The following is a 20562-nucleotide window of genomic DNA, read 5'->3' as shown; positions in this document are numbered from 1 at the left end:
GGGGGTGGCCGGACGTCCCGATCCTGTTATAACCGCGGCGATGACTTACGCCCGAACGGACCTCGAATCATGTTGATCGCCAGCCGCAACCGCCTTGCCCGCCTGCATTTCGGACCCAATGGGTTCCGGGTTCTGTCGCCTGGCGACCATGTGTTGTGCGCGGTGAGCGGAGCGCCGATCGGCCTTGATGAGCTGCGTTACTGGTCGGTCGCGCGGCAGGAGCCCTATGCGACCGCGGCGATTTCGGTGCAGGCCGCGCTCGACGCCGGGGCATGAGGCGGCGTATCGGGCCGCGTTTCGGCGCGGTACTGCCTTTGCTGGCGATCGCCGCGAGCTGTGTTCCGGCGAGCGAAGTGCCAGCGGCGTCCGGCGCGGCGCCTGTCGTGGCGCCGCAACCGCCAGCCCCGCCACCTGCCCTTCCGCCGGAACCTTCGGTTCCCGTTCGAGCGGACTTCGCGCTGCGCGGCGCAGCGGAACAGGGGGGCGCGCTGACGGGTCGGGTTCCGCAGGGAACCCGCTCGCTCGCGCTCGATGGCAAGCCGGTCGCGTTTGCGACCGACGGTCGGTTCCTGATCGCGTTCGACCGCGATGCGGCGGCATCGGCGATGCTCGTCGCGACCTTCGCCAGCGGCCGCACCCTCGAACAGCCGATCAGCGTCGCGCCGGGGAGTTGGCGCGTCGAATATGTCAACACGCCCTATCGGGGCAGCGCGACGAGCGACGCCGATTTCGAGCGACGCCGCCCGGCCGAACTCGCGCAGATCGCCGCGGCGCGGGCCGTGGCGGTTGAGTCCGATGGCTGGAAACAGGCTTTCCGTTGGCCAGTTGTCGGGCGGTTGTCGGGGTTTTTCGGGTCGCAGCGGATCTACCAAGGCAAGCCCGGCGCTTATCATGGCGGGACCGACATCGCGGTGCCGGCCGGAACCCCCTTTGTCGCGCCGGCCGACGGCGTCGTGACGCTCGCTGCCGCGGTGCCCTTCACGCTGGAGGGCAATTTGCTGATCGTCGACCATGGCATGGGCCTGTCGAGCGCCTTTTTGCATTGCCAGCGGCTCGACGTGAAGGTCGGCGACCGCGTCGTGCAGGGCCAACAGCTCGGGGCGGTCGGCCGGACGGGGCGTGCGAACGGTCCGCATCTGCACTGGGGACTGAAGTGGCGCGACGCACGGCTCGATCCGGGCAAGCTGGCGGGCCCGATCGGCGGTTGACCGCAGCCTGTTTGAGGTAAACTGGTTTCCACTGAAACAAAGTTTCCGCCATGCCGGGCAGCAGTGGCATAGTATGTCGCGGAGTCCTCGGGCTGTTGCAAATACGTCACAATGGCTGTCGAAACCGTCGGAGTCGCGCCAATTTTCCTTTACTCCACATGAATGACCGGTCATCCCGCACGCTATCGGGGCATCTGTGGGTCGGCGTCACGCCGGTGCAGAGGGGGCCCAGGTACCATCACCATCAGTAGCAAGGGACTGCACTGTGAAAACCACTCAATATTCCAAGCTGAAGCTTAGCGCCGCACCGCTCGTGCTGAGCGTCGCGCTGGTTTCGGCTCCTGCCTATGCGCAGGATGCGGCCGAAGAGGGCGCCGCTCCGAACTCGGAAATCGTCGTCACCGGTACGCTGATCCGCAACCCGAACCTCGAACAGTCGACCCCGGTCAACGTCACCACCTCCGACGTCATCGAACTCAAGCAGTCGAACGTCGCGGAAGAAGTTCTGCGCGAAATGCCCGGCGTCGTCCCGAACATGGGTTCGGCGGTGAACAACGGCAACTCGGGCGGCTCGTATGTCGATCTTCGTGGCCTCGGCTCGACCCGCAACATTGTCCTGCTGAACGGCAACCGCGTCGCTCCGTCGGACGTCAACGGCCGCGTCGACCTCAACAACATCCCGCTGGCCCTGATCGAGCGCGTCGACGCGCTGACCGGTGCGGCGGTGACCACCTATGGTGCCGACGCCATCACCGGCGTTGTCAACTTCGTGACCAAGCGCGATTTCGCGGGTCTGGAAGTCGCCGCTTCGGAACAGATTACCGAAAAGGGCGACGGCAACGTCTTCCGCGTCGATGCGACGATCGGTGCGAATTTCGACGACGGTCGCGGTAATGCCGTTCTCAGCATCGGTTATCAGCAGGCGGACGCCGTTTATCAGGGTGACCGCGCTTTCTCGAACAACACGCTCGACAGCTATTCGAACACGTTCGTGGGTTCGGGTACGTCGGTTCCGTCGCGCTTCTCGGGTACGCGCGGTCTGACCAACGGGGTGCCGAACACGATCGCCCAGTACACCGATACCGGCGCGACCGTTCCGAACCCGAACTACGACCCGACCGATCCGACCAGCCCGGCGACTCTGCCGGTCCTGGCGCTGACCGCCGGTGGCGCAGCGAACGGTGCGGTTCGTCAGGTCAATGCGGCTGGCCAGGCGGTCGGTACGTTCCAGACCTACAACTTCAACCCGTTCAACATCTTCCAGACGCCGTTTGAACGCTACAACATCTATGGCCAGGCCAATTACGAGGTCTCGGACGCGGTTGAAGTCTATACGCGCGGCATGTTCTCGAAGAACACCGTGTCGACGATCATCGCGCCGTCGGGTTCGTTCGGCGGTACCGTCACGATCAACCTGAACAACCCGTTCCTGCCGGCCGCGCTGCGCAACCAGTTCTGCGCACTGAACGTGGCGCCGGTGGTCAATGGTGTGAATGGGGCAGGTGCCTCGGTTTCGGGCCAGACGGCTTACACTCCGCAGTTTACCCAAGCCCAGTGCGACGCCGCTGCGACCGCAACCGGCCGCAGCGATCCGAACTACCGCGAAGTCACGGTGGCGCTCAGCCGCCGTACGCCGGAAGTCGGTCCGCGTATCAGCAACTACCAGACGACCTTCTTCGACTATCGTGTCGGCGCCCGTGGCGGCATCACCGATTCGATCGACTGGAACGTCGAGGGTGCGTACGGCGAATCCGAAAACATCCAGAGCATCAATGGATACACGCTGCAGTCGCGCTTCCGTGAAGCGGCGCTGTCGAACGACGGCGTGACCTGTCAGAGCGGCAACGGGAACTGCGTCCCGGTCAACCTGTTCGGCCCCGAAGGTTCGATCACGCCGGAAGCGGCCCGTTTCCTTTCGGAAAAGAGCACCTCGGTCAACCGCACGTCGCTGGCCCAGGCTCGCGCCGTCATCTCGGGCGACCTCGGTTTCACGTCGCCGGGCGCGGTGCAGCCGATCGGTTTCGCGATCGGTGGCGAATATCGCAAGTACAAGGCGCAGCAGTCGTCCGACCTCCTCGCCAAGACGCCGGGTGAACTCGGCGGCGCCGGCGGCGCGGCTCCGGACATCGATGGCGGCTATGACGTCTATGAAGCTTATGCCGAAGTCGTCGCTCCGCTGATCGAGGACAAGCCCTTCTTCGAAAGCCTGACCCTCGAAGCCGGTATCCGTTACTCGGATTACAGCATTGAAGGCGCTGGCGGGTATAACACCACCACCTGGAAGGCCGGCGGTAGCTGGGAACCGGGCGCGGGCGTCAAGTTCCGTGGTAACTACAGCCGCGCGGTCCGTGCCCCCAACATCGGCGAACTCTTCACGCCGCTGTCGGTCGGCCTGACCAACCTCGGCATCGATCCCTGCGCTGGCGCTGCCCCGCTGGGTGATGCCAACCTGCGCGCGATCTGTATCGCTCAGGGCGCTCCGGCCGGTACGATCGGTACGATCGAGAACCCGACCGCGGCCCAGGCGAACATCACGGCCGGCGGTAACCTGAACCTGCAGCCGGAAAAGGCCGACACCTGGACGCTGGGCGTCGTGTGGCAGCCTGATTTCCTGCCGCGCTTCAACATGTCGCTCGACTATTACAACATCAAGATCAATAACGTTATCGGTGCTCCGCTGCCGGGCGACATCATCGAAGCCTGCTTCGGTGCGTCGGGTGCCAACAGCGCGACCGATCCTGCTTGTACGACGATCCGTCGTAACCCGATCACGGGTGGTCTTGACGGTGACCCGGCGACGACGGGCGGCCTCTTCGGTCAGACCAACAATCTGGGTCGCCTGTACACCGACGGCTTCGACCTGCTGATGAACTGGGGCACCGACCTCGGCTTCGCCAGCCTCGACTGGTCGTTCGTCGGTAACTGGACGCGCCACTCGAAGTTCAACTCGAACGTCGCGAATCCCGACTCGATCAACCGTGAGTGCGTTGGCTATTACAGCGTGAACTGCTCGTTCACGGGTTCGATCCAGCCGGAATTCCAGTTCTCGCAGCGCTTCACGCTCGGCTTCGACAAGGTCGATCTGTCGCTGCTGTGGCGCTGGCAGGACGCGGTTTCGTTCGAACCCCTGCAGCTTCAGGCTGATATCGCTGCGGCGGTCGATGCCGGCACCGACCCGGTCAATGGTTGCCCCGATCCGACGGGCACCGATGACAATGGTTGCGTCGTCGATCCGCAGTTCCGCAAGATCAAGTCGAAGCATTATTTCGACCTGACCGCGCGCTTCAACATCAGCGAAAACCTGACGTTCACGGCGACCGTGCAGAACCTGCTCGACAAGGGCCCGCCGATCGTCGGCAACACGATCGGTTCGACCACCTACAACAGCGGCAACACCTTCCCGTCGTCCTACGACGCGCTGGGCCGCCGTTATGCGGTGTCGGCGAAGCTGAAGTTCTAGTCGCTTCACGCTTCGGCAAGAATTGGGGGCGGACAGCGATGTCCGCCCCTTTTTCTATGTCCGGTTCGTGCTGGCTGTCTGGATTGGCGAGGCTGATGTCGCGGCCGCCGCGTTGCCGTTGCCCCGGCGCGTTGCCGCCGGAGGCCTCCGCGATCAGCGCACCAGAAGCGGGCGCGGCAAGGCCAGCGGAATATCGAACCGGGCGGCGACGACCTCGGCCCAGCCGATCACCTGGTCGATCTCTTCGCCATAGGCCGCCTCGGCGGCGGCGAGGTCGCGCTGACGCTCGCCCGCTGCGAAGGTGGCGCCCGATTTACTGTTGCGTCCGAGCGCGGGGTGTGCCGCGATCGCATCGCGATCGGCCGGCAGGCCGTAATGAGCGAGGGCCGCGGTGACCGCGGCGACCGGATCGGCCGTGAGCGTCTCGCTGTCGAGCGAGGCGAAGCGATCGGGCGCTCCGTCGAGGAACGCCGCGAACGCCTGTTGCTGGGCGAGCCAGCCGACCGCCGCGACCTGAAGGTCCGACTGACGGAAATAGTCGCGCGGCTCGAAACCGAGCTGGACATATCCGTCGGCGAGGTAGGATTCGAGCAGTTCGCGGCACCAGAGCCGGCACCAGATACCCTTGCGCGCGACGGAAAGCAGAAACGCTCGCAGCGGCGCGTGGAGGAGAAGCGCGCGCGCTTGCGGGCGCAGCATCAAGGCGCCGCGGGCGAGTGGGTTGAAAATGTTCGAAGGCTTGACGATCACCGCTTCCCCATCGGTCAGCGGCCGCGCAAGCATGGCGAGTGCATCGTCCATCGCGCGGCCGTGCGCGCGCGGCTCGGCGCCGCGGCGGCGCCAGCCAACCATGTCGTTGAGCAGGACGGGTTCGGACAGGCCCGTCGCGACGCCCGGTCGGTCGAAGGCCTGAACCAGCATCGTCGAGGCGCAATAGGCCGAGTGAAGCAGGAAGTGGAGCGGCGGTTCCGGCGACGCGGCGGCCAGGCGGCAGTCGCTGCGCCGCAGGACTACGGGTGCGCTCTCTTCGCCAAGATACTGGTCGGTGAGAAAGGGAACTTCGGCCCGCGCATCGCGGGACACGCGGCGAAAATGGAAGGCGTCGTGACCGGGATCGTAACGATGCGCGAGCCACCCGGCATCGCCGATGATGGTCGCTACGGAGGGCGCGGCGGTCATCAATCGACCTTGCCGATTGCGCCGCCCGATGGCAAGCATGGCCATGACCAGCGCGACCCCGCCCGCATCCGCCGTCGAAGCCAATCGCCTTGGCATTGCGGCCCTGCAATCGGGCGATCCGCAGGCCGCCGCCACACATTTCGCCGCTGCCGTCGCCGCCGATCCGCGATCGGGCGCGCTGCACCGCAACCTCGCTTCGGCCTGGCGTGCGCTTGACGATGCGCCGAAGGAAATCGCGGCGCTCGACATCGCGCTGTCGATCGATCGTCGCGACCTGATGGCGTGGATCCGCAAGGCCGAACGCCATGAAGCGCTTGGTGAAGGCGGTCAGGCGTTGGCCGCGTGGAGCGCGGCGGTGTCGCTCGGCGCGCAGCTCGACCCGGTGCCGCCGCCGCTTGCGCCGTTGCTCGCGCAGGGGCAGGCTTTCATCGACGGGGCGACCGGTGCGATGTTCGCGGCGGCGTCGGACGCCTTTCGCGTTCTTCGCGGCGATTTGTCGGAAACCGAGGCGCGGCGCGGCGAGGCCTTCATCGCCAGCGCGCTGGGGCGGCGGCGCGTCTATCACAACGAATGCGCGGGCATTTTCTATCCCTTCCTGCCCGCCGACGAGTTTTTCGACCAGCATCATTTCCCCTGGTTCGCCAACATCGAAGCGCAGGTGCCGGCGATCCGTGCCGAACTGATGGCGCTGCTTGCCGATCCGGGCGAGGCGCTTCGTCCCTATGTACGGATGGATGCGGGGACGCCCGAATCGATCTGGTCGGGGCTCGACAACCGGCTCGACTGGGGCGCCTGCTTCCTGTGGGAATATGGCGAACCCAACCAGCCCGTCCTCGACCGCTGTCCCGCCACGGCGGCGGCGCTGGCGGCGGTTCCGGGGGCGCGCATTCCCGGCCGTGCACCAAGCGCCTTTTTCTCGATGCTGAAGCCGCGCACGCGCATCCCGCCGCATACCGGCGTCACGAACACCCGTGCCATCGTCCACCTGCCGCTGATCGTGCCGCCGGGATGCGGGTTCCGTGTCGGCGGCGAAACGCGGGCGTGGGAGGAGGGCCGGGCCTTTGCCTTTGACGATACCATCGAGCATGAAGCGTGGAACGACAGCGATGAACTGCGCGCGGTGCTGATCTTCGACGTGTGGAATCCTCATCTGACGACAGGCGAGCGCGAGCTGTTGCTGCGCTATTTCGCGTCGGCCGATGCGTCGGGATATGCGGTGGCGCGGTAATTCGGGTTCGCCGAACTAGCTCCATCCTCGATCGAAAATCCGCTTTGCGAAAGGCCATAGGCCAAATATGATGGCCAAATGAGGCTGCGGGTCCTGCCCGCGGCAGGAGGACCATGATGACCCGGATTCTACCCATGCTTGCCGCTGCGGCGTTGCTCGCCGCGCCTGCCGCTTTCGCTGCCGAGGGAGCGACCCCGGTTGACCGCGCGCCGCCCACCAAGACGCCGTCGGCGATGACGCCGACCGAGATCAAGGCGTACAATGCCGGCCTTCCCGAGACGCATCCCTATTTCATCAAGTGCCGCAAAACGCTGGAGCTTGGCTCGCTGGTGAAGAAGGTTCGCGTTTGCCACACGAACGAAAAATGGAAGGAAGTGATCGCGAACAGCAGCCAGAATGCGCGCGATGCGACCGAGGCCTTCACCAGCAAGGGCGGCAGTTCGTCCAACTGATTGTCAGATTGATCGGAAAGGGGAGAGACGATGCACAGAGCCGCCAGTCTGGCGTTGCTGATCTTCCTGTCGGCGGCGCCCGTCCTTGCCAGCGAAGGCGATACGCCGCTTGCGCGTGCGCCGTCGGATATGACCGGCGCCGAGATCGACCTTTACAATCAGGGCCGCGCATCGACCGACGACGACTATATCCGCTGCCGCCGCCTCGAGCAGGTCGGCTCGCTCGTCAAGAAACTGCGTGTCTGCAACACCAATGCCGATTGGAAGCGGATCGCCGACAGGGGCAATCAGGAGGCGCGCGATTCCATGGAGTGGATTCAGCGCGGCTTCAGCAGTTCACAGGAACCAAAGGACCAGATCATGCCGTCGACGGGGCGACCGCAATAACAGGAGGCATAAGGTGATTAATATGGTGATCGCACTGGCGTTGTCGGCAATGGCCGCACCAACGGCCGCAACCGCAACCGCAACCGCAACCGACAGTGCAGAGCGTCGCCCGCCGCTCGACCGGCCCGCATCGACGATGACGGGAACAGAGATAAAGGCGTATAATCAGGGCCTTGACCCTGTCCATCCGGATTTCATCAAGTGCCGGAAGATCGAGGAGATCGGGTCGCTGGTGAAGAAGGCGCGTGTCTGCCACACCAATGACGAGTGGAAACAGTTGTGGGTTCAGGGCAACCAGGACTCGCGTGACACGGTGGACGCCTATGCCAGCAAGTTTAGCGATTGTCGTCATACGGGAGGCTGCTGAGTCGGCCGAACCGGCGAGGATAGGAGGCTTTGATGAACCCGACGATGATGGTTCTGGCGCTGGCTACCGGCGCCGCTCCGGCGGTCGAAGAGCGTCGGCCACCCCTCGACCGGCCGGCGTCGACGATGACGGGCAGTGAGATCAAGGCCTATAACGTCGGCCTTGCGCCGACCCATCCCGACTTCATCAAATGCCGCAAGATCGAGGAGATCGGGTCGCTGGTGAAGAAGGCGCGCGTCTGTCACACCAATGACGAGTGGAAAAAGCTCTGGGTTCAGGGCAACCAGGACTCGCGCGACACGCTGGATCATTTTACCAGCAAGGCGAGCAGCTGTTCGCCGATGGGGCCCTGCTGAAACCAGCAGCGGCTTTTGCGGATTGGAAAGGGCGGCATCTCTGCCGCCCTTTCTGACTTTCTGATCACGCGGGCGTGAGTTTCAGGGCACCGTCGCCTTCATCGACGTGGATCGTGGATCCATCGCGAACCTCGCCCTTCAGGATGAGGTCGGCGAGCGGATCCTGCAGATATTTCTGCACGGCACGCTTCAGCGGCCGTGCACCATATACCGGATCATAGCCGACCCGGCCGAGCCAGGTGCGCGCCGCGTCGGTCAGAGCGAGCGTCACCTTGCGATCGGCGAGCAGCTTTTGCACCCGCGCGACCTGGATATCGACGATCCCGCCCATATGCTGCTGCGCGAGCCGGTTGAAGAGCACGATCTCGTCGAGCCGGTTCAGGAACTCCGGCCGGAAATGCGCGCGCACGACTTCCATCACCGCGGGTTCGGCCTGTTCGACCGGCGCGTCGTCGGGGAGCGCGGCGATCGCCTGGCTGCCGAGGTTCGACGTCAGGATGATCAGCGTGTTGGTGAAATCGACCGTGCGGCCCTGCCCGTCGGTCAGCCGGCCGTCGTCGAGTACCTGCAGGAGGATGTTGAAGACGTCGGCATGGGCCTTTTCAACTTCGTCGAACAGCACGACCTGATAGGGACGGCGACGCACCGCCTCGGTCAGGGTGCCCCCCTCCTCATAACCGACATAGCCCGGAGGCGCGCCGACAAGCCGCGCGACGCTGTGCTTTTCCATGAATTCGGACATGTCGATGCGGACCATCGCATTGTCGTCGTCAAACAGGAACCGTGCGAGCGCCTTGGTCAGTTCGGTCTTGCCGACGCCCGTCGGCCCCAGGAACAGGAAGCTGCCGAGCGGCCGGTTCGGATCCTGCAACCCCGCGCGTGCGCGTCGCACCGCGGTCGAGACGGCGCGGACGGCCTCGTCCTGCCCGATCACGCGGCCGCTCAGCGTGTCTTCCATGCCCAGCAGCTTTTCGCGCTCGCCCTCCATCATCCGATCGACGGGGATGCCGGTCCATTTGCTGACCACGGCGGCGATGTCGTCGGCGGTGACCTCTTCGCGCAGCATCGCATTGCCTGCGGCGGCCTGCGCTTCCTCGAGCCGTTTTTCCAAGCCCGGAATCGTGCCGTAGGACAGTTCGCCCGCCTTCGCGAGATCGCCGGCGCGCTGCGCCTGATCGAGCGCCGAGCGCGCGGCGTCGAGCTCTTCCTTGATCCTCGCCTCGGCGTGGATCTTGTCCTTTTCGGCCTGCCATTTCTGGGTAAGCTCGGCCGACTGCTGTTCGAGATTGGCGAGTTCCGCCTGCAACGAGGCAAGCCGGTCCTTCGACGCCGCGTCGCTTTCCTTGCCGAGCGCGGATTCTTCGATCTTCATCTGGATGATCCGGCGGTCGAGCGTCTCGATTTCCTCGGGCTTCGATTCGACTTCCATGCGGATGCGGCTTGCCGCCTCGTCCATCAGGTCGATCGCCTTGTCCGGCAGGAAGCGGTCGGAGATGTAGCGGTTCGACAGCGTCGCCGCAGCGACGATCGCGCCGTCAGTGATGCGCACGCCGTGGTGCAGTTCGTACTTCTCCTTGAGCCCGCGCAGGATCGAGATCGAATCCTCGACCGTCGGTTCGCCGACGAACACCGGCTGGAATCGCCGCTGGAGCGCGGGGTCCTTTTCGACATGCTTGCGATATTCGTCCAGCGTGGTCGCGCCGATGCAGTGAAGCTCGCCGCGCGCGAGCGCGGGCTTCAGGAGGTTCGAGGCGTCCATCGCGCCCTCGCCCTTGCCCGCGCCGACAAGCGTGTGCATCTCGTCGATGAACAGGATGATCTCGCCCTCGGCGGCCTTCACATCGTCGAGCACGCCCTTCAGCCGCTCTTCGAACTCGCCACGATATTTGGCGCCCGCGATCAGTGCCCCCATGTCGAGCGACAGCAGGCGGCGGTCCTTCAAACTGTCGGGCACGTCGCCATTGACGATGCGAAGCGCCAGCCCCTCGGCGATTGCGGTCTTGCCGACGCCGGGTTCGCCGATCAGTACCGGATTGTTCTTGGTCCGGCGCGCGAGGATCTGGATTGTGCGCCGGATTTCCTCGTCGCGGCCGATCACCGGGTCGAGCTTGCCCTCGCGCGCGACTTCGGTGAGGTCGCGCGCGAACTTCTTGAGCGCGTCATAGCGGTCTTCGGCCGACGCGCTGTCGGCGGCACGGCCGCCGGTAAGCTTGGCGATCGCGGCGTTGAGCGCTTCGGGCTTCACGCCCGCATCGGCGAGGACCTTGCCGACCGGGGTGCCCGGCGCAAGGTCCATGGCAAGCAGGATATTCTGGACGGCGACGAACTCGCTCCCGGCCTTGGCCGCGACCTGTTCGGCCTGGTCCAGCAGCCGCACGGCGTCATTGTCGAGTCCCGGCGTTTGTTGCGCGCCCGAACCCGACACGGCGGGAACCTTGGCGAGCAGCGCGTCGATGCCGGCACCCGCGCGGGCAACGTCGCCGCCGCTTTCGCGGATCAGGCCTGCCGCCATGCCCTGATTGTCTTCGAGCAGCGCCTTCGCGATATGCTCGGGCGAGATCCGCTGGTGGTTCATGCGGATGGCGATCGTCTGCGCCGCCTGCAGGAAGCCCTTGGCGCGGTCGGTAAATTTTTCGAGGTTCATGTGGATAAGCCCCTTTCTCGCTGTCAGAGATAGTGTTGCCATTGTGCAACACAAGAGGGCGCACGCGGATATGAAATCCGGCATCGACAAACGACAGTCGCTTGCCTTCGACGAACAGGCCCGCCACACAGGCGCGCCTGCCATGCGTCAAAAGGGTCGAAGATGCTGCGACGGATTTTTCTGGGACTTCTGGTGCTGGTCGTCGTGGCCGCGGCCGCGCTTGCCGTCTGGGAGCCGCTGACCGCGAAGCCGCCCGCCGCGCCGACCTTCAAGCCGACCGACGTCCAGATTGCCCGCGACAAGTTCGGGGTGCCGCACATCTTTGGAAAGACCGACGCCGACGTCGCCTATGGCATCGCCTTCGCGCATGCCGAGGATGATTTTTCGACCTTGCAGGAAGTTCTCGCGATGACGCGCGGGCGGGCCGGCGCGATGCTGGGCGCCGACGGGGCGAAGGTCGATTACGCCGCCGCGCTGCTCGATATTCGCAAGACCACGACGCGCGACTGGCCGCGGTTGCCGAAGGACGTCCAGATTCTCTTCACCGCCTATGCCGCCGGGCTCAACCATTATGCCGACAAGCATCCGGACGAAGTGCGGTTGTCGGGCCTGTTTCCCGTGACGGGCGAGGACGTCGTCGCGGGTTTCGTGCTGCGTTCGCCTTTCTTCTTCGGGCTCGATTCGGTGCTGGGCGGGCTGACCGAGGACAAGCCGCTCGGCCGCGAAGGCGGGCCGTCGCTCGACGCCAAGGGTAAGCTGATCCCGCGCGAGCTGACGCCGGTGGGCCGCGATCCCGAAGCCAACGGGTCGAACGGCATGGCGGTCGCGCCGGCGCGATCGACCGACGGCGCGACGCGGCTCGTCTCGAACTCGCACCAGCCATGGACCGGCGGCGTGGCCTGGTATGAACTGGTCGTGCATTCGGGCGAGGGCTGGGATTTCGCGGGGGCGAATTTCCCCGGATCGCCTTACCCCTTCCTCGGTCACAACAAATATCTCGGCTGGACCAATACGGTGAACCGGCCCGATCTGATCGATGTCTACAAGCTGGTACTCGACGACAGCGGCGAGAAATACCGCTTCGACGGCAAATGGCTGCCGCTCGAGGCGAAGCGGGTGTGGCTGCGCGTCAAATATGGGCCGTTCGTGCTGCCCGTCCCCCGTACCATCTATCGCTCGGTCCACGGACCGGTGATCCGGAACGACAAGGGCGCCTTCGCGATCCGCTACGCGGGGATGGATCAGGCGAACATGGTCACGCAATATTACCGGCTGAACAAGGCGACGAACTTTGCCGAGTGGCGCGCCGCGATGGCGGGGCAGGGCGTGCCGGCGACCAACTTCATCTATGCCGATGCCAAGGGCAATATCGGGCTTTTCTATAATGCTATGTTCCCCGACCGGCCGGCGGGATTCAACTGGCGCGGCGTCCTGCCGGGGGACACATCGGCCGACCTGTGGACGAAGACGCTGCCGTTCGACCGGGTGCCGGCGCTCGTCAATCCGCGGTCGGGCTATGTGATGAACGCGAACAACACGCCGTGGGTCGCCGCTGGGCCCGGCGACGAGCTCGACGCGGCGGCCTTTTCGCCGCTGCTCGGGGTCGAGGACGACATGACCAACCGCGCGACGAGGCTGATCGAACTGTTCGAGGCGTCGGGGCAGATCGACGAGGCGCGGCTGAAGACCATCAAATATGACACCGCTTATGCGAAGACCGGATATGCCAAGGCGTGGATGGCAAAGCTGCTGGCGCTCGACACGAAGGGCGACCCCGCCCTTGCCGAGGCGCAGCGGCTGTTGCGGCAGTGGGACTGGAACCTCGACGGCAAGGGGAAGGGGGACGCGCTCGCGTTGATGGTTCTGCGCCCCGCGAACGGCAGCCATTACCAGCGCAAGCCCGAACCCGATCCGCACCAGGTGCTGAGCGATACGGTCCAGCATCTGCAGGAGCATTTCGCGAGCCTCGATCCGAAGCTCGGCACCGTCCTGCGCCTCCGCCACGGCGAGGGGCCGCACCGGGTCGACCTGCCGCTCGACGGCGGCAACGACACGGTGCGCGCATCGACCCTGTGGGACGCCGAGCCCGACGGGCGATTGAAGGTTCGTCACGGCGACAGCTTCATCATGTTCGTGACCTGGGACGCCGCGGGCAAGGTCCGGTCGGAATCGATCCAGCCCTTCGGCGCGGCGACGACGCGGCCGGACAGCCCGCATTACAACGATCAGGCGCCGCTGTTCGTCGCGCACAAGCTGAAGCCCGTTCTGTTCGATCCGGCGACGCTGCGGGCCAGCGGGGCGCGTTTCTATCGGCCTTGAAAGCCGTCGGACGCTGTCCTAAACCCTTGATACAGTGCTATCCGGCACCCGGTCGCAGCAGGTTTTGATTGCCTGCATCGGTTACCAAGAGGAATTCCATGCCCCGTTTCCATCGCTTCGCTCTCGCCCTTGCGGTGACGACTTCGCTTGTCGCCGCCGGCCCCGCCCTCGCCAAAGCGAAGGAAGCCAAGCCTGCCCCCGTTGCCGATCTCGTCAAGGCTGTCGACATTCCGTACCAGAGCTTCACGCTCGACAACGGCCTGCGTGTCATCGTCCACGAAGATCGCAAGGCTCCCGTTGTCGCCGTGTCGGTCTGGTACCGCGTCGGGTCGAAGCATGAGCCCGCGGGCAAGACGGGCTTTGCCCATCTCTTCGAACATCTGATGTTTAACGGATCGGAAAATTCGCCGGGCGATTTTTTCGAGCCGCTGCAGGAGGTCGGGGCGACCGACAGCAACGGCACGACCAACGTCGACCGGACCAATTATTTCGAGACGGTGCCGACCGGCGCGCTCGACCGTGCCCTTTTCCTCGAAAGCGATCGCATGGGGCATCTGCTCGGCGCGGTGACGCAGGAAAAGCTCGATAACCAGCGCGGTGTCGTCCAGAACGAAAAGCGGCAGGGCGACAACAACCCCTATGGGCTGCTGCGCTATGAGATTTTCGAGAATCTCTTTCCCAAGGGGCATCCCTATCACCACAGCACGATCGGATCGATGGGCGACCTCAACTCGGCGAGCCTCGCCGACGTGAAAAAGTGGTTCACCGACAATTACGGCCCGAACAATGCGGTGCTCGTGCTGGCGGGCGATGTCGATCTGGCGACCGCAAAGGCCAAGGTCACCGAATGGTTCGGCGACATTCCCCGTGGCCCCGAAGTGAAGGCGCCGCAGACCGCCGTTCCGACGCTGCCCGCGCCGCTCGCGAAGGAAGTCAAGGACCTGGTTCCCACGACGCGCATCTATCGCATGTGGGCGATCCCCGGCCTGAACGACGCCGACGGCGTGGCGCTCCAGATGGCGACGGCCGTGCTCGGCGGCCTGTCGTCGTCGCGGCTCGACAATGCGATGGTTCGCAAGGACCCCGTCGCGGTCAATGTCGGCGCCTTTGCCCAGACGTTCGAGGATGCGGGTATCCTGCTCGTCCAGGCCGACGTGAAGGCGGGTACCGACGTGGCGGTCGTCGGCAAGAAGCTGGACGAGGAGATCGCCAAATTCCTTGCCGAAGGCCCGACCGCCGACGAACTGCAGCGCGCGGCGGCGAGCTATCTCGGCGGCACGATCGCGGGCCTGGAATCGGTCGGCGGCTTCGGCGGCAAGGCGGTGACGCTGGCCGAGGGTGCGCTCTATTCGAACGATCCCGCATATTATAAGGTCGAGCTCGACCGCCTCGCCAAGGCCACGCCCGATGAGGTGAAGGCGGTCGCGCAAAAATGGATGTCGCGCCCGGCCTTTTCGCTGACCTATACCCCCGGCGAACGGACCGAGGGCGGTGAGAATCGCGGCGGTGCGGTAACCGCCGGCAAGGTCGCCGAAGCGGTCGCGCCCGACCGGTACTGGAACCCCGCGCTCGGCGATATCGGTCCCGATACGGGCATTGGCGCCGCCACGCAGATCGCCGACCGGTCGCAGCTGCCGGCCGTCGCCGACCTGAAGGCCCTCGACTTCCCGGCGATCGAGCGGGCGAAGCTCAAGAACGGGATCGAGGTCGTCTTCGCGCGCCGCGCGACGGTGCCGACGGTCAATGTCGCGGTGAGCTTCGACGCCGGCTATGCCGCCGATCCGCATGACGCGCTCGGCACCCAGTCGCTGATGCTCAGCCTGATGGACGAAGGAACGACGAGCCGCGATTCGATCGCTTTCGCCGAAGCGAAGGAACGCCTTGGCGCCCAGATCGACGGTTCGGCGACCGCCGACGAGACGGTGTTCAGCCTGTTCGCATTGAAACCGAACCTGTCCGCCTCGCTCGGCCTGCTGGCCGATTACATCCGCAATCCCGCGTTCGACGGGCAGGAACTGGATCGCGTGCGTGCGCAGCAGCTCAACCGGTTGAAGGCCGAACTCAACAATCCCAACGCGATCGCGGGCCGGGTGCTGATGCCGGTGCTGTACGGCGCCGACCATCCCTATGGCATTCCGCCCTCGGGACTTGGCACGACGGCCGCCGTGACCTCCGCAACGCGCGACCAGCTCGCGGCATTCCACGCCGCGTGGGTGCGTCCCGACAATGCCAGGATTTTCGTCGTCGGCGATACGACGCTGAAAGACGTGACGAAGCAGCTCGACGCCGCGTTCGGCAACTGGAAGGCGCCGGCAGCGGCGAAGGGCGTGAAGCATTTCGAGACGCCGGTCCCCGCGCCGACGCCGCGCATCCTGCTCTTCGACCGGCCCAAGTCGCCGCAGTCGGTGATCATGGCCGGCAAGGTGCTGACCGCGAAGGGAACCGACGATCTGGAAGTGTTGCGGTCGGCGAACGATATCTTCGGCGGCAATTTCCTGTCGCGTTTCAACACCAATCTGCGCGAAACCAAGGGCTGGTCCTATGGCGTGCGCTCGCGCATCTCGAACGACAGCGACCGGCTGACCTGGGTTGCGGTCGCGCCTGTGCAGGCCGATCGTACCGGCGATTCGATCCGCGAGTTTCAGAGCGACCTCAAGGCCTTCCTTGGCGACAAGGGCGTCACGAAGGAGGAACTGCAACGCACGGTCAATGGGAATGTTCGCGAGCTTCCCGGAAGCTTCGAAACCTCGACCGATGTGCTGGGCGGCCTGCGCCAGATCGTGAAATTCGCGCGCCCCGACAATTATTACGAAACGCTGCCCAAGGCCTATGAAGCGATGACCGCCGCAGAGATCGATGCCGCGGCGCGGCAGTCGCTCAGCACCGGCGACCTCGTCTATGTCATCGTCGGCGATGCAGCGGTCGTGAAACCGCAGCTTGACGGGCTGGGCCTGCCGGTGGAAATAGCGAAACCCGCTAACTAACATTGATTTCAGTAGGAGAGCCCTGATGTCTCAAGTCGATGGCAACTATGAGTGCGTTACCAAGTCGCCGATGGGCGACCAGAAGTCGGTTTTCACCGTGAAGAGCGACGGCGACAGCTTCACCGGCCAGAATGCCGGTGCCATGGGCGCGCTCGATGTCGAAAATGGCAAGGTCGACGGCAACAAGCTGACCTGGACCATGAACATGAAGGTGCCGATGCCGATGACGCTCGAAGCCGAGGCGACGATCGACGGCGACACGCTGACCGGCACGATCAAGGCCGGCGCGTTCGGATCGATGGCGATGACGGGCACCCGTCAGGCCTGATCCTTCGGGTTTCGAAAGCGGAAAAGGGTCGCTCCCGCCGGGCGCGGCCCTTTTCTAGTTCTTGCCCTGGTAGCGGGCGCGGGGACGGATGATATCGCCGGCGGCCACCTGCTCGAGAGCGTGCGCCACCCAACCGACCGTCCGCGCGATGGCGAATAGTGCGAAGCCGGATCGCGGCGGCAGCGCATGCCGATGCATGATCGCGAGAAGGGCATAGTCGATATTGGGTTCGAGCCCCAGCGTGTCGGCGACGGCATCGCGCAGCGCGGCGAGTTGCCCGTCGGGCTGGATCGTCGCAAGCAAAGCCTTCGCGCGCGGATCGCCGTAGGGGTATAGCGGGTGCCCGAAACCGGGCAGGTTTCGACCCGATGCCAGCCAGCGCTCGATCGCCGCATCGGCGCCGACGGCTGTCGTTTCGATCAGCAAGGATTCGAGCGCAGCCCCGGCGCCGCCGTGTCTGGGTCCCGACAATGCGGCCAGCGCGGCAAGGACGCAGGCCGGTATCGCGGCACCGGTCGAGGCGGCGACCCGCGCCGCGAAGGTCGACGGGTTGAGCTCATGGTCGGCGAGCAGAACCAGCGCGCGTCGAATCCTGTCCTCGCCATCGGCATCGAGGGCCCATGCCGCCGCGAGCCGGCGATGGATCGGACCTGCGCCGACGGCGCCGAAGGCGGCCGCCATCGCCGCAACACATCTTGCGCCTTCGGCGGCTAGCTTCGCGGGCGGCCGGCCCAGCGACGATCGCCCGCGGTCGGCCAGATCGGCCAGCGCGTGAAAGGCGTTGCCGGCGGCGAGAGCTTCGGGGAAGATCGCTGCCGCCGGTTGGCCCCATAACAGCGCGGCGACGTCTTCCAGCCCCATATGTTCGGCCAGCGCGGTGGCGGGCCGGTCGCGATAGACCAGGTCGCCGCGGCGGACGGTGGCGATGGCGGTCGGGATTACCGGTTCGCCCCACGCCAGCGTGCTTGCCGCGACCGAGGACTGTCGGCGCCCGCGCGCGCGGCGCGCGGCAAGCTCCAATATATCGCTGCCGCGATAGAGGCTGCGGCGGGGGTCAGCCGGATCGGCCCGCCTCTCGATCCGGCCCCGGCTGACATAGGCATAGAGCGTCTGCGGTTGGACGTTGAGCTGTGTCAGCGCCTCGTCGCGCGTCATCCATTCGTGCATGATTGATTCACTTGATCAAGATTGATTCGGTTCCGGGAACGGATCATCGCATATCTTGCTGGTCAAGGAGCATAGGCAATGAACAATGGTCTCGAAAACGTCGTGGCGGCCGAAACCGTCCTTTCGGACGTCCGTGGTGCCGAAGGACAATTGATCATCCGGGGACATCCGCTTTCGGCACTGGCCGGCCACTGGACGTTCGAGCAGACCGCGCATCTGTTGTTCACCGGCTTCTTTGCCGATCTGACCGACGCTGCCGGGTTGGCGGCGGGACTGGGCATGGCGCGGGTCGAGGTGTTCGAGCGCGTGCGCGAGCGGATCGGCGCGGTCGCGGAATTGCCGCTGTACGATGCGATGCGGGCGCTGACGGCGATGCTGCCGGATGGCACGGCACTTTCCGACGCCTTGCGCCTGCTTGCGGCGCCGGCGGTCCTGCTTCCCGCGCTGATCCGGTTGCAAGCGGGCGACACGGCGATCGCGCCCGCGGCGGACGCCGGCCATGCCGCGGACGTGATCCGCATGCTGGGGCGGTCGGACGGTGCGGCGGCGCTCGACGCCTATCTTGTGACGGTCAGCGACCATGGACTGAATGCATCGACCTTTGCCGCGCGGGTCGTCGCCTCGACCCAGGCCGGACTGACCTCTTCGGTTCTGGCCGGTCTCGGCGCACTGAAGGGGCCGCTCCATGGCGGAGCTCCCGGCCCTGTCATCGACATGCTCGATGCGATTGCCGCCGAAGGAGACAGCCGGGGCTGGATCGACCGCGCGCTTGATGGCGGGGATCGGTTGATGGGCTTCGGCCATCGGGTCTATCGCACGCGCGATCCGCGCGCCGATGCGTTGAAGGCGGCGTTGCTGTCGTTCGGGCCTGTCGATGCCCGGCTGCGTTTTGCCGAAGATGTCGAACGGGCCGCGCTCGAGGGGCTTCGTCGGCGGAAGCCCGATCGCGTGATCGATACCAATGTCGAGTTTTATACGGCGCTGCTTCTGGAAGCGGTCGGCTTCCCGAAACATGGCTTTACCGGGGTGTTTGCGATGGGACGGGTCGCGGGCTGGCTGGCGCACGCGCGCGAACAGGCGCTGACCGGCCGGCTGATCCGGCCCGCGTCGCTTTACGTCGAGCCGCCGGCGAGCCGGGCGGCGTGAGCGGCGTCCGGATCGCCGGAGGATAGGGGCTATCCAAAGCAGGGGCGGTAGCGCATAGCGCTGTTGCAATGCACAAAAAGACCGAAACTGCGCGCCGGTCGTCTATGCCGGGCGATCGCGAAATGGTGTTCATGATGGCGATGGTCATGGCGCTGAACGCGCTCGCCATCGATTCGATGCTCCCCGCGTTGCCGGCGATCGGCGACGGGCTGGGCGTCGCCGTTGCGAACGACCGCCAGCATGTCATTTCGACCTATCTCTTCGGCATCGGGGCCGGTTCGCTCTTCTACGGGCCGCTCTCCGATCGTTTCGGTCGCAAGGGCGTCCTCGTGCCCGCGCTGTTTGCCTACGTCGCCTTTTCGATCGGCTGCGGGCTCGCGACGAGCTTCCCGATGCTGCTGGCCCTGCGTTTCGGACATGGGCTGATCAGCGCCGCGCTTGGCGTCATCGTCGTTGCGGTGATCCGCGACCTCTTTTCGGGCGACGCGATGGCAAAGCGGCTGTCGATGATCTTTCTCGTCTTCATGATCGTCCCCGCGATCGCGCCGACGATGGGGGCGGGCGTCGCGGCGGTTGCCGGCTGGCGCGCGATCTTCATCGTGCTCGCGGTGATGGGACTGGTGATGATCTTGTGGCTTCGCCGCTTGCCCGAGACGCTCGACCCCGCCGATGTCCGGCCGCTGGACATGCGCACGATGATCGCGGGATGGGCGACCGTGACGCGGCACCGCCGGGCGGCCGGCTACATGATCGCATCGGGCATGATGCAGGGCGCGCTCTATGGCTATCTCAACAGCAGCGAACAGATCATCGCCGATATCTTCGATGCGCGAAGCTGGTTCCCGCTGGTGTTCGCCTGCGTCGCGCTGGGGATCGCGACCGCCAATTTCTCGAACGCCGCGATCGTCGAGCGCTTCGGCGCGCGGCGCGTATCGCAGAGCGCCACATTCGCGTTCATGGCGACGTCGATCGTCCAGATTATCGTCGCGCTGAGCGGGGCGGAGACGCTGTGGATGTTCACCTTGTTGATGATGGTCAATGTCGGGCTGATCGGTTTCATCGGCAGCAATTTCGGATCGATCGCGATGGAGGATTTCGGTCATATGGCGGGCGTCGCCTCTTCGTATCAGAGCTTTGCCAAGACCCTGCTCGCGGCGACCGTCGGCGCGCTGATCGGCCAGCAATACGACGGAACGACGCTGCCGCTCGCCTATGCCTTCCTGATTTCCGGCGTGATCGGATTGGTGCTGGTCTTCTGGGCCGAGCGCGGGAAGCTGTTCACCCGGCCGGGAACGGCACCGAAGACTCCCTATTGAGGGGCAAAAGAAAGGGGACCG

General features: G+C 65.3%; 16 protein-coding genes. 13 read left to right on the top strand and 3 right to left on the bottom strand.

The genetic code is table 11. The features are described 5' to 3' along the window. Window positions 1-69: 69 nt before the first annotated feature. The 3 genes from JNM03_RS06430 to JNM03_RS06420 all read left to right on the top strand — a co-directional run bounded on the left by JNM03_RS06430 (window position 70) and on the right by JNM03_RS06420 (window position 4668). Entirely contained in the window at window positions 70-276 is a 207-nt protein-coding gene (locus JNM03_RS06430) for a DUF2093 domain-containing protein (RefSeq protein ID WP_294035430.1), read from the top strand. Beyond that, window positions 273-1208 (top strand): M23 family metallopeptidase, encoded by a 936-nt coding sequence (locus JNM03_RS06425; RefSeq protein WP_294035429.1) that lies wholly within the window; start codon window positions 273-275, stop codon window positions 1206-1208. The genes JNM03_RS06430 and JNM03_RS06425 overlap by 4 nt, the downstream gene beginning before the upstream one ends. 265 nt (window positions 1209-1473) lie before the next feature. After that, the gene (locus JNM03_RS06420; RefSeq protein ID WP_294035427.1) at window positions 1474-4668 is read left to right on the top strand and encodes a TonB-dependent receptor; all 3195 of its coding nucleotides are present in this window, start codon (window positions 1474-1476) and stop codon (window positions 4666-4668) included. 153 nt (window positions 4669-4821) lie between these two features. On the opposite strand, the gene JNM03_RS06415 is transcribed toward JNM03_RS06420, so the two are convergent. Then, on the bottom strand, window positions 4822-5847 hold the full coding sequence (locus JNM03_RS06415) for a hypothetical protein (RefSeq protein ID WP_294035425.1): 1026 nt from the start codon (window positions 5845-5847) through the stop codon (window positions 4822-4824). 28 nt (window positions 5848-5875) lie between these two features. Between JNM03_RS06415 and JNM03_RS06410 the strand changes: the two genes are divergently transcribed. The 5 genes from JNM03_RS06410 (at window position 5876) to JNM03_RS06390 (ending at window position 8637) form a co-directional block, all read left to right on the top strand. Then, the gene (locus tag JNM03_RS06410; protein WP_294035423.1) at window positions 5876-7075 is read left to right on the top strand and encodes an aspartyl/asparaginyl beta-hydroxylase domain-containing protein; all 1200 of its coding nucleotides are present in this window, start codon (window positions 5876-5878) and stop codon (window positions 7073-7075) included. A 113-nt stretch (window positions 7076-7188) separates the two neighbouring features. Next, window positions 7189-7527 (top strand): hypothetical protein, encoded by a 339-nt coding sequence (locus JNM03_RS06405; RefSeq protein WP_294035421.1) that lies wholly within the window; start codon window positions 7189-7191, stop codon window positions 7525-7527. A 30-nt stretch (window positions 7528-7557) separates the two neighbouring features. Next, window positions 7558-7914 (top strand): hypothetical protein, encoded by a 357-nt coding sequence (locus tag JNM03_RS06400; protein ID WP_294035419.1) that lies wholly within the window; start codon window positions 7558-7560, stop codon window positions 7912-7914. Window positions 7915-7936: 22 nt separating this feature from the next. After that, window positions 7937-8281 (top strand): hypothetical protein, encoded by a 345-nt coding sequence (locus JNM03_RS06395; RefSeq protein ID WP_294035417.1) that lies wholly within the window; start codon window positions 7937-7939, stop codon window positions 8279-8281. Window positions 8282-8313: 32 nt separating this feature from the next. Beyond that, the gene (locus tag JNM03_RS06390; protein ID WP_294035416.1) at window positions 8314-8637 is read left to right on the top strand and encodes a hypothetical protein; all 324 of its coding nucleotides are present in this window, start codon (window positions 8314-8316) and stop codon (window positions 8635-8637) included. Between the two features lie 64 nt (window positions 8638-8701). On the opposite strand, the gene clpB is transcribed toward JNM03_RS06390, so the two are convergent. After that, window positions 8702-11281 (bottom strand): ATP-dependent chaperone ClpB, encoded by a 2580-nt coding sequence (gene clpB, locus JNM03_RS06385; RefSeq protein ID WP_294035415.1) that lies wholly within the window; start codon window positions 11279-11281, stop codon window positions 8702-8704. Between the two features lie 162 nt (window positions 11282-11443). On the opposite strand from clpB, the gene JNM03_RS06380 reads away from it, so the two are divergent. The 3 genes from JNM03_RS06380 to JNM03_RS06370 all read left to right on the top strand — a co-directional run bounded on the left by JNM03_RS06380 (window position 11444) and on the right by JNM03_RS06370 (window position 16912). After that, a complete protein-coding gene (locus JNM03_RS06380) occupies window positions 11444-13600 on the top strand; it encodes an acylase (RefSeq protein WP_294035414.1) in 2157 nt (718 codons plus the stop codon). Between the two features lie 98 nt (window positions 13601-13698). Then, the gene (locus JNM03_RS06375; RefSeq protein ID WP_294035412.1) at window positions 13699-16584 is read left to right on the top strand and encodes a pitrilysin family protein; all 2886 of its coding nucleotides are present in this window, start codon (window positions 13699-13701) and stop codon (window positions 16582-16584) included. 25 nt (window positions 16585-16609) lie between these two features. Next, window positions 16610-16912 (top strand): hypothetical protein, encoded by a 303-nt coding sequence (locus tag JNM03_RS06370; protein WP_294035410.1) that lies wholly within the window; start codon window positions 16610-16612, stop codon window positions 16910-16912. Window positions 16913-16966: 54 nt separating this feature from the next. On the opposite strand, the gene JNM03_RS06365 is transcribed toward JNM03_RS06370, so the two are convergent. Further along, on the bottom strand, window positions 16967-18067 hold the full coding sequence (locus tag JNM03_RS06365) for a citrate synthase (protein WP_294035408.1): 1101 nt from the start codon (window positions 18065-18067) through the stop codon (window positions 16967-16969). A 90-nt stretch (window positions 18068-18157) separates the two neighbouring features. Between JNM03_RS06365 and JNM03_RS06360 the strand changes: the two genes are divergently transcribed. Together JNM03_RS06360 and JNM03_RS06355 are read left to right on the top strand one after the other, a co-directional pair. Continuing rightward, window positions 18158-19225: a citrate synthase/methylcitrate synthase gene (locus JNM03_RS06360; RefSeq protein WP_294035407.1), complete on the top strand. Its 1068-nt coding sequence runs from the start codon at window positions 18158-18160 to the stop codon at window positions 19223-19225. 104 nt (window positions 19226-19329) lie between these two features. Continuing rightward, window positions 19330-20541: a multidrug effflux MFS transporter gene (locus JNM03_RS06355; RefSeq protein ID WP_294035405.1), complete on the top strand. Its 1212-nt coding sequence runs from the start codon at window positions 19330-19332 to the stop codon at window positions 20539-20541. The last annotated feature ends 21 nt before the right edge of the window (window positions 20542-20562 follow it).

Origin of the sequence: Sphingopyxis sp. (assembly GCF_016793825.1) — a bacterium.
Classification (GTDB): Bacteria; Pseudomonadota; Alphaproteobacteria; order Sphingomonadales; family Sphingomonadaceae; genus Sphingopyxis.
This window is presented reverse-complemented; position numbering and strand designations above follow the sequence as displayed.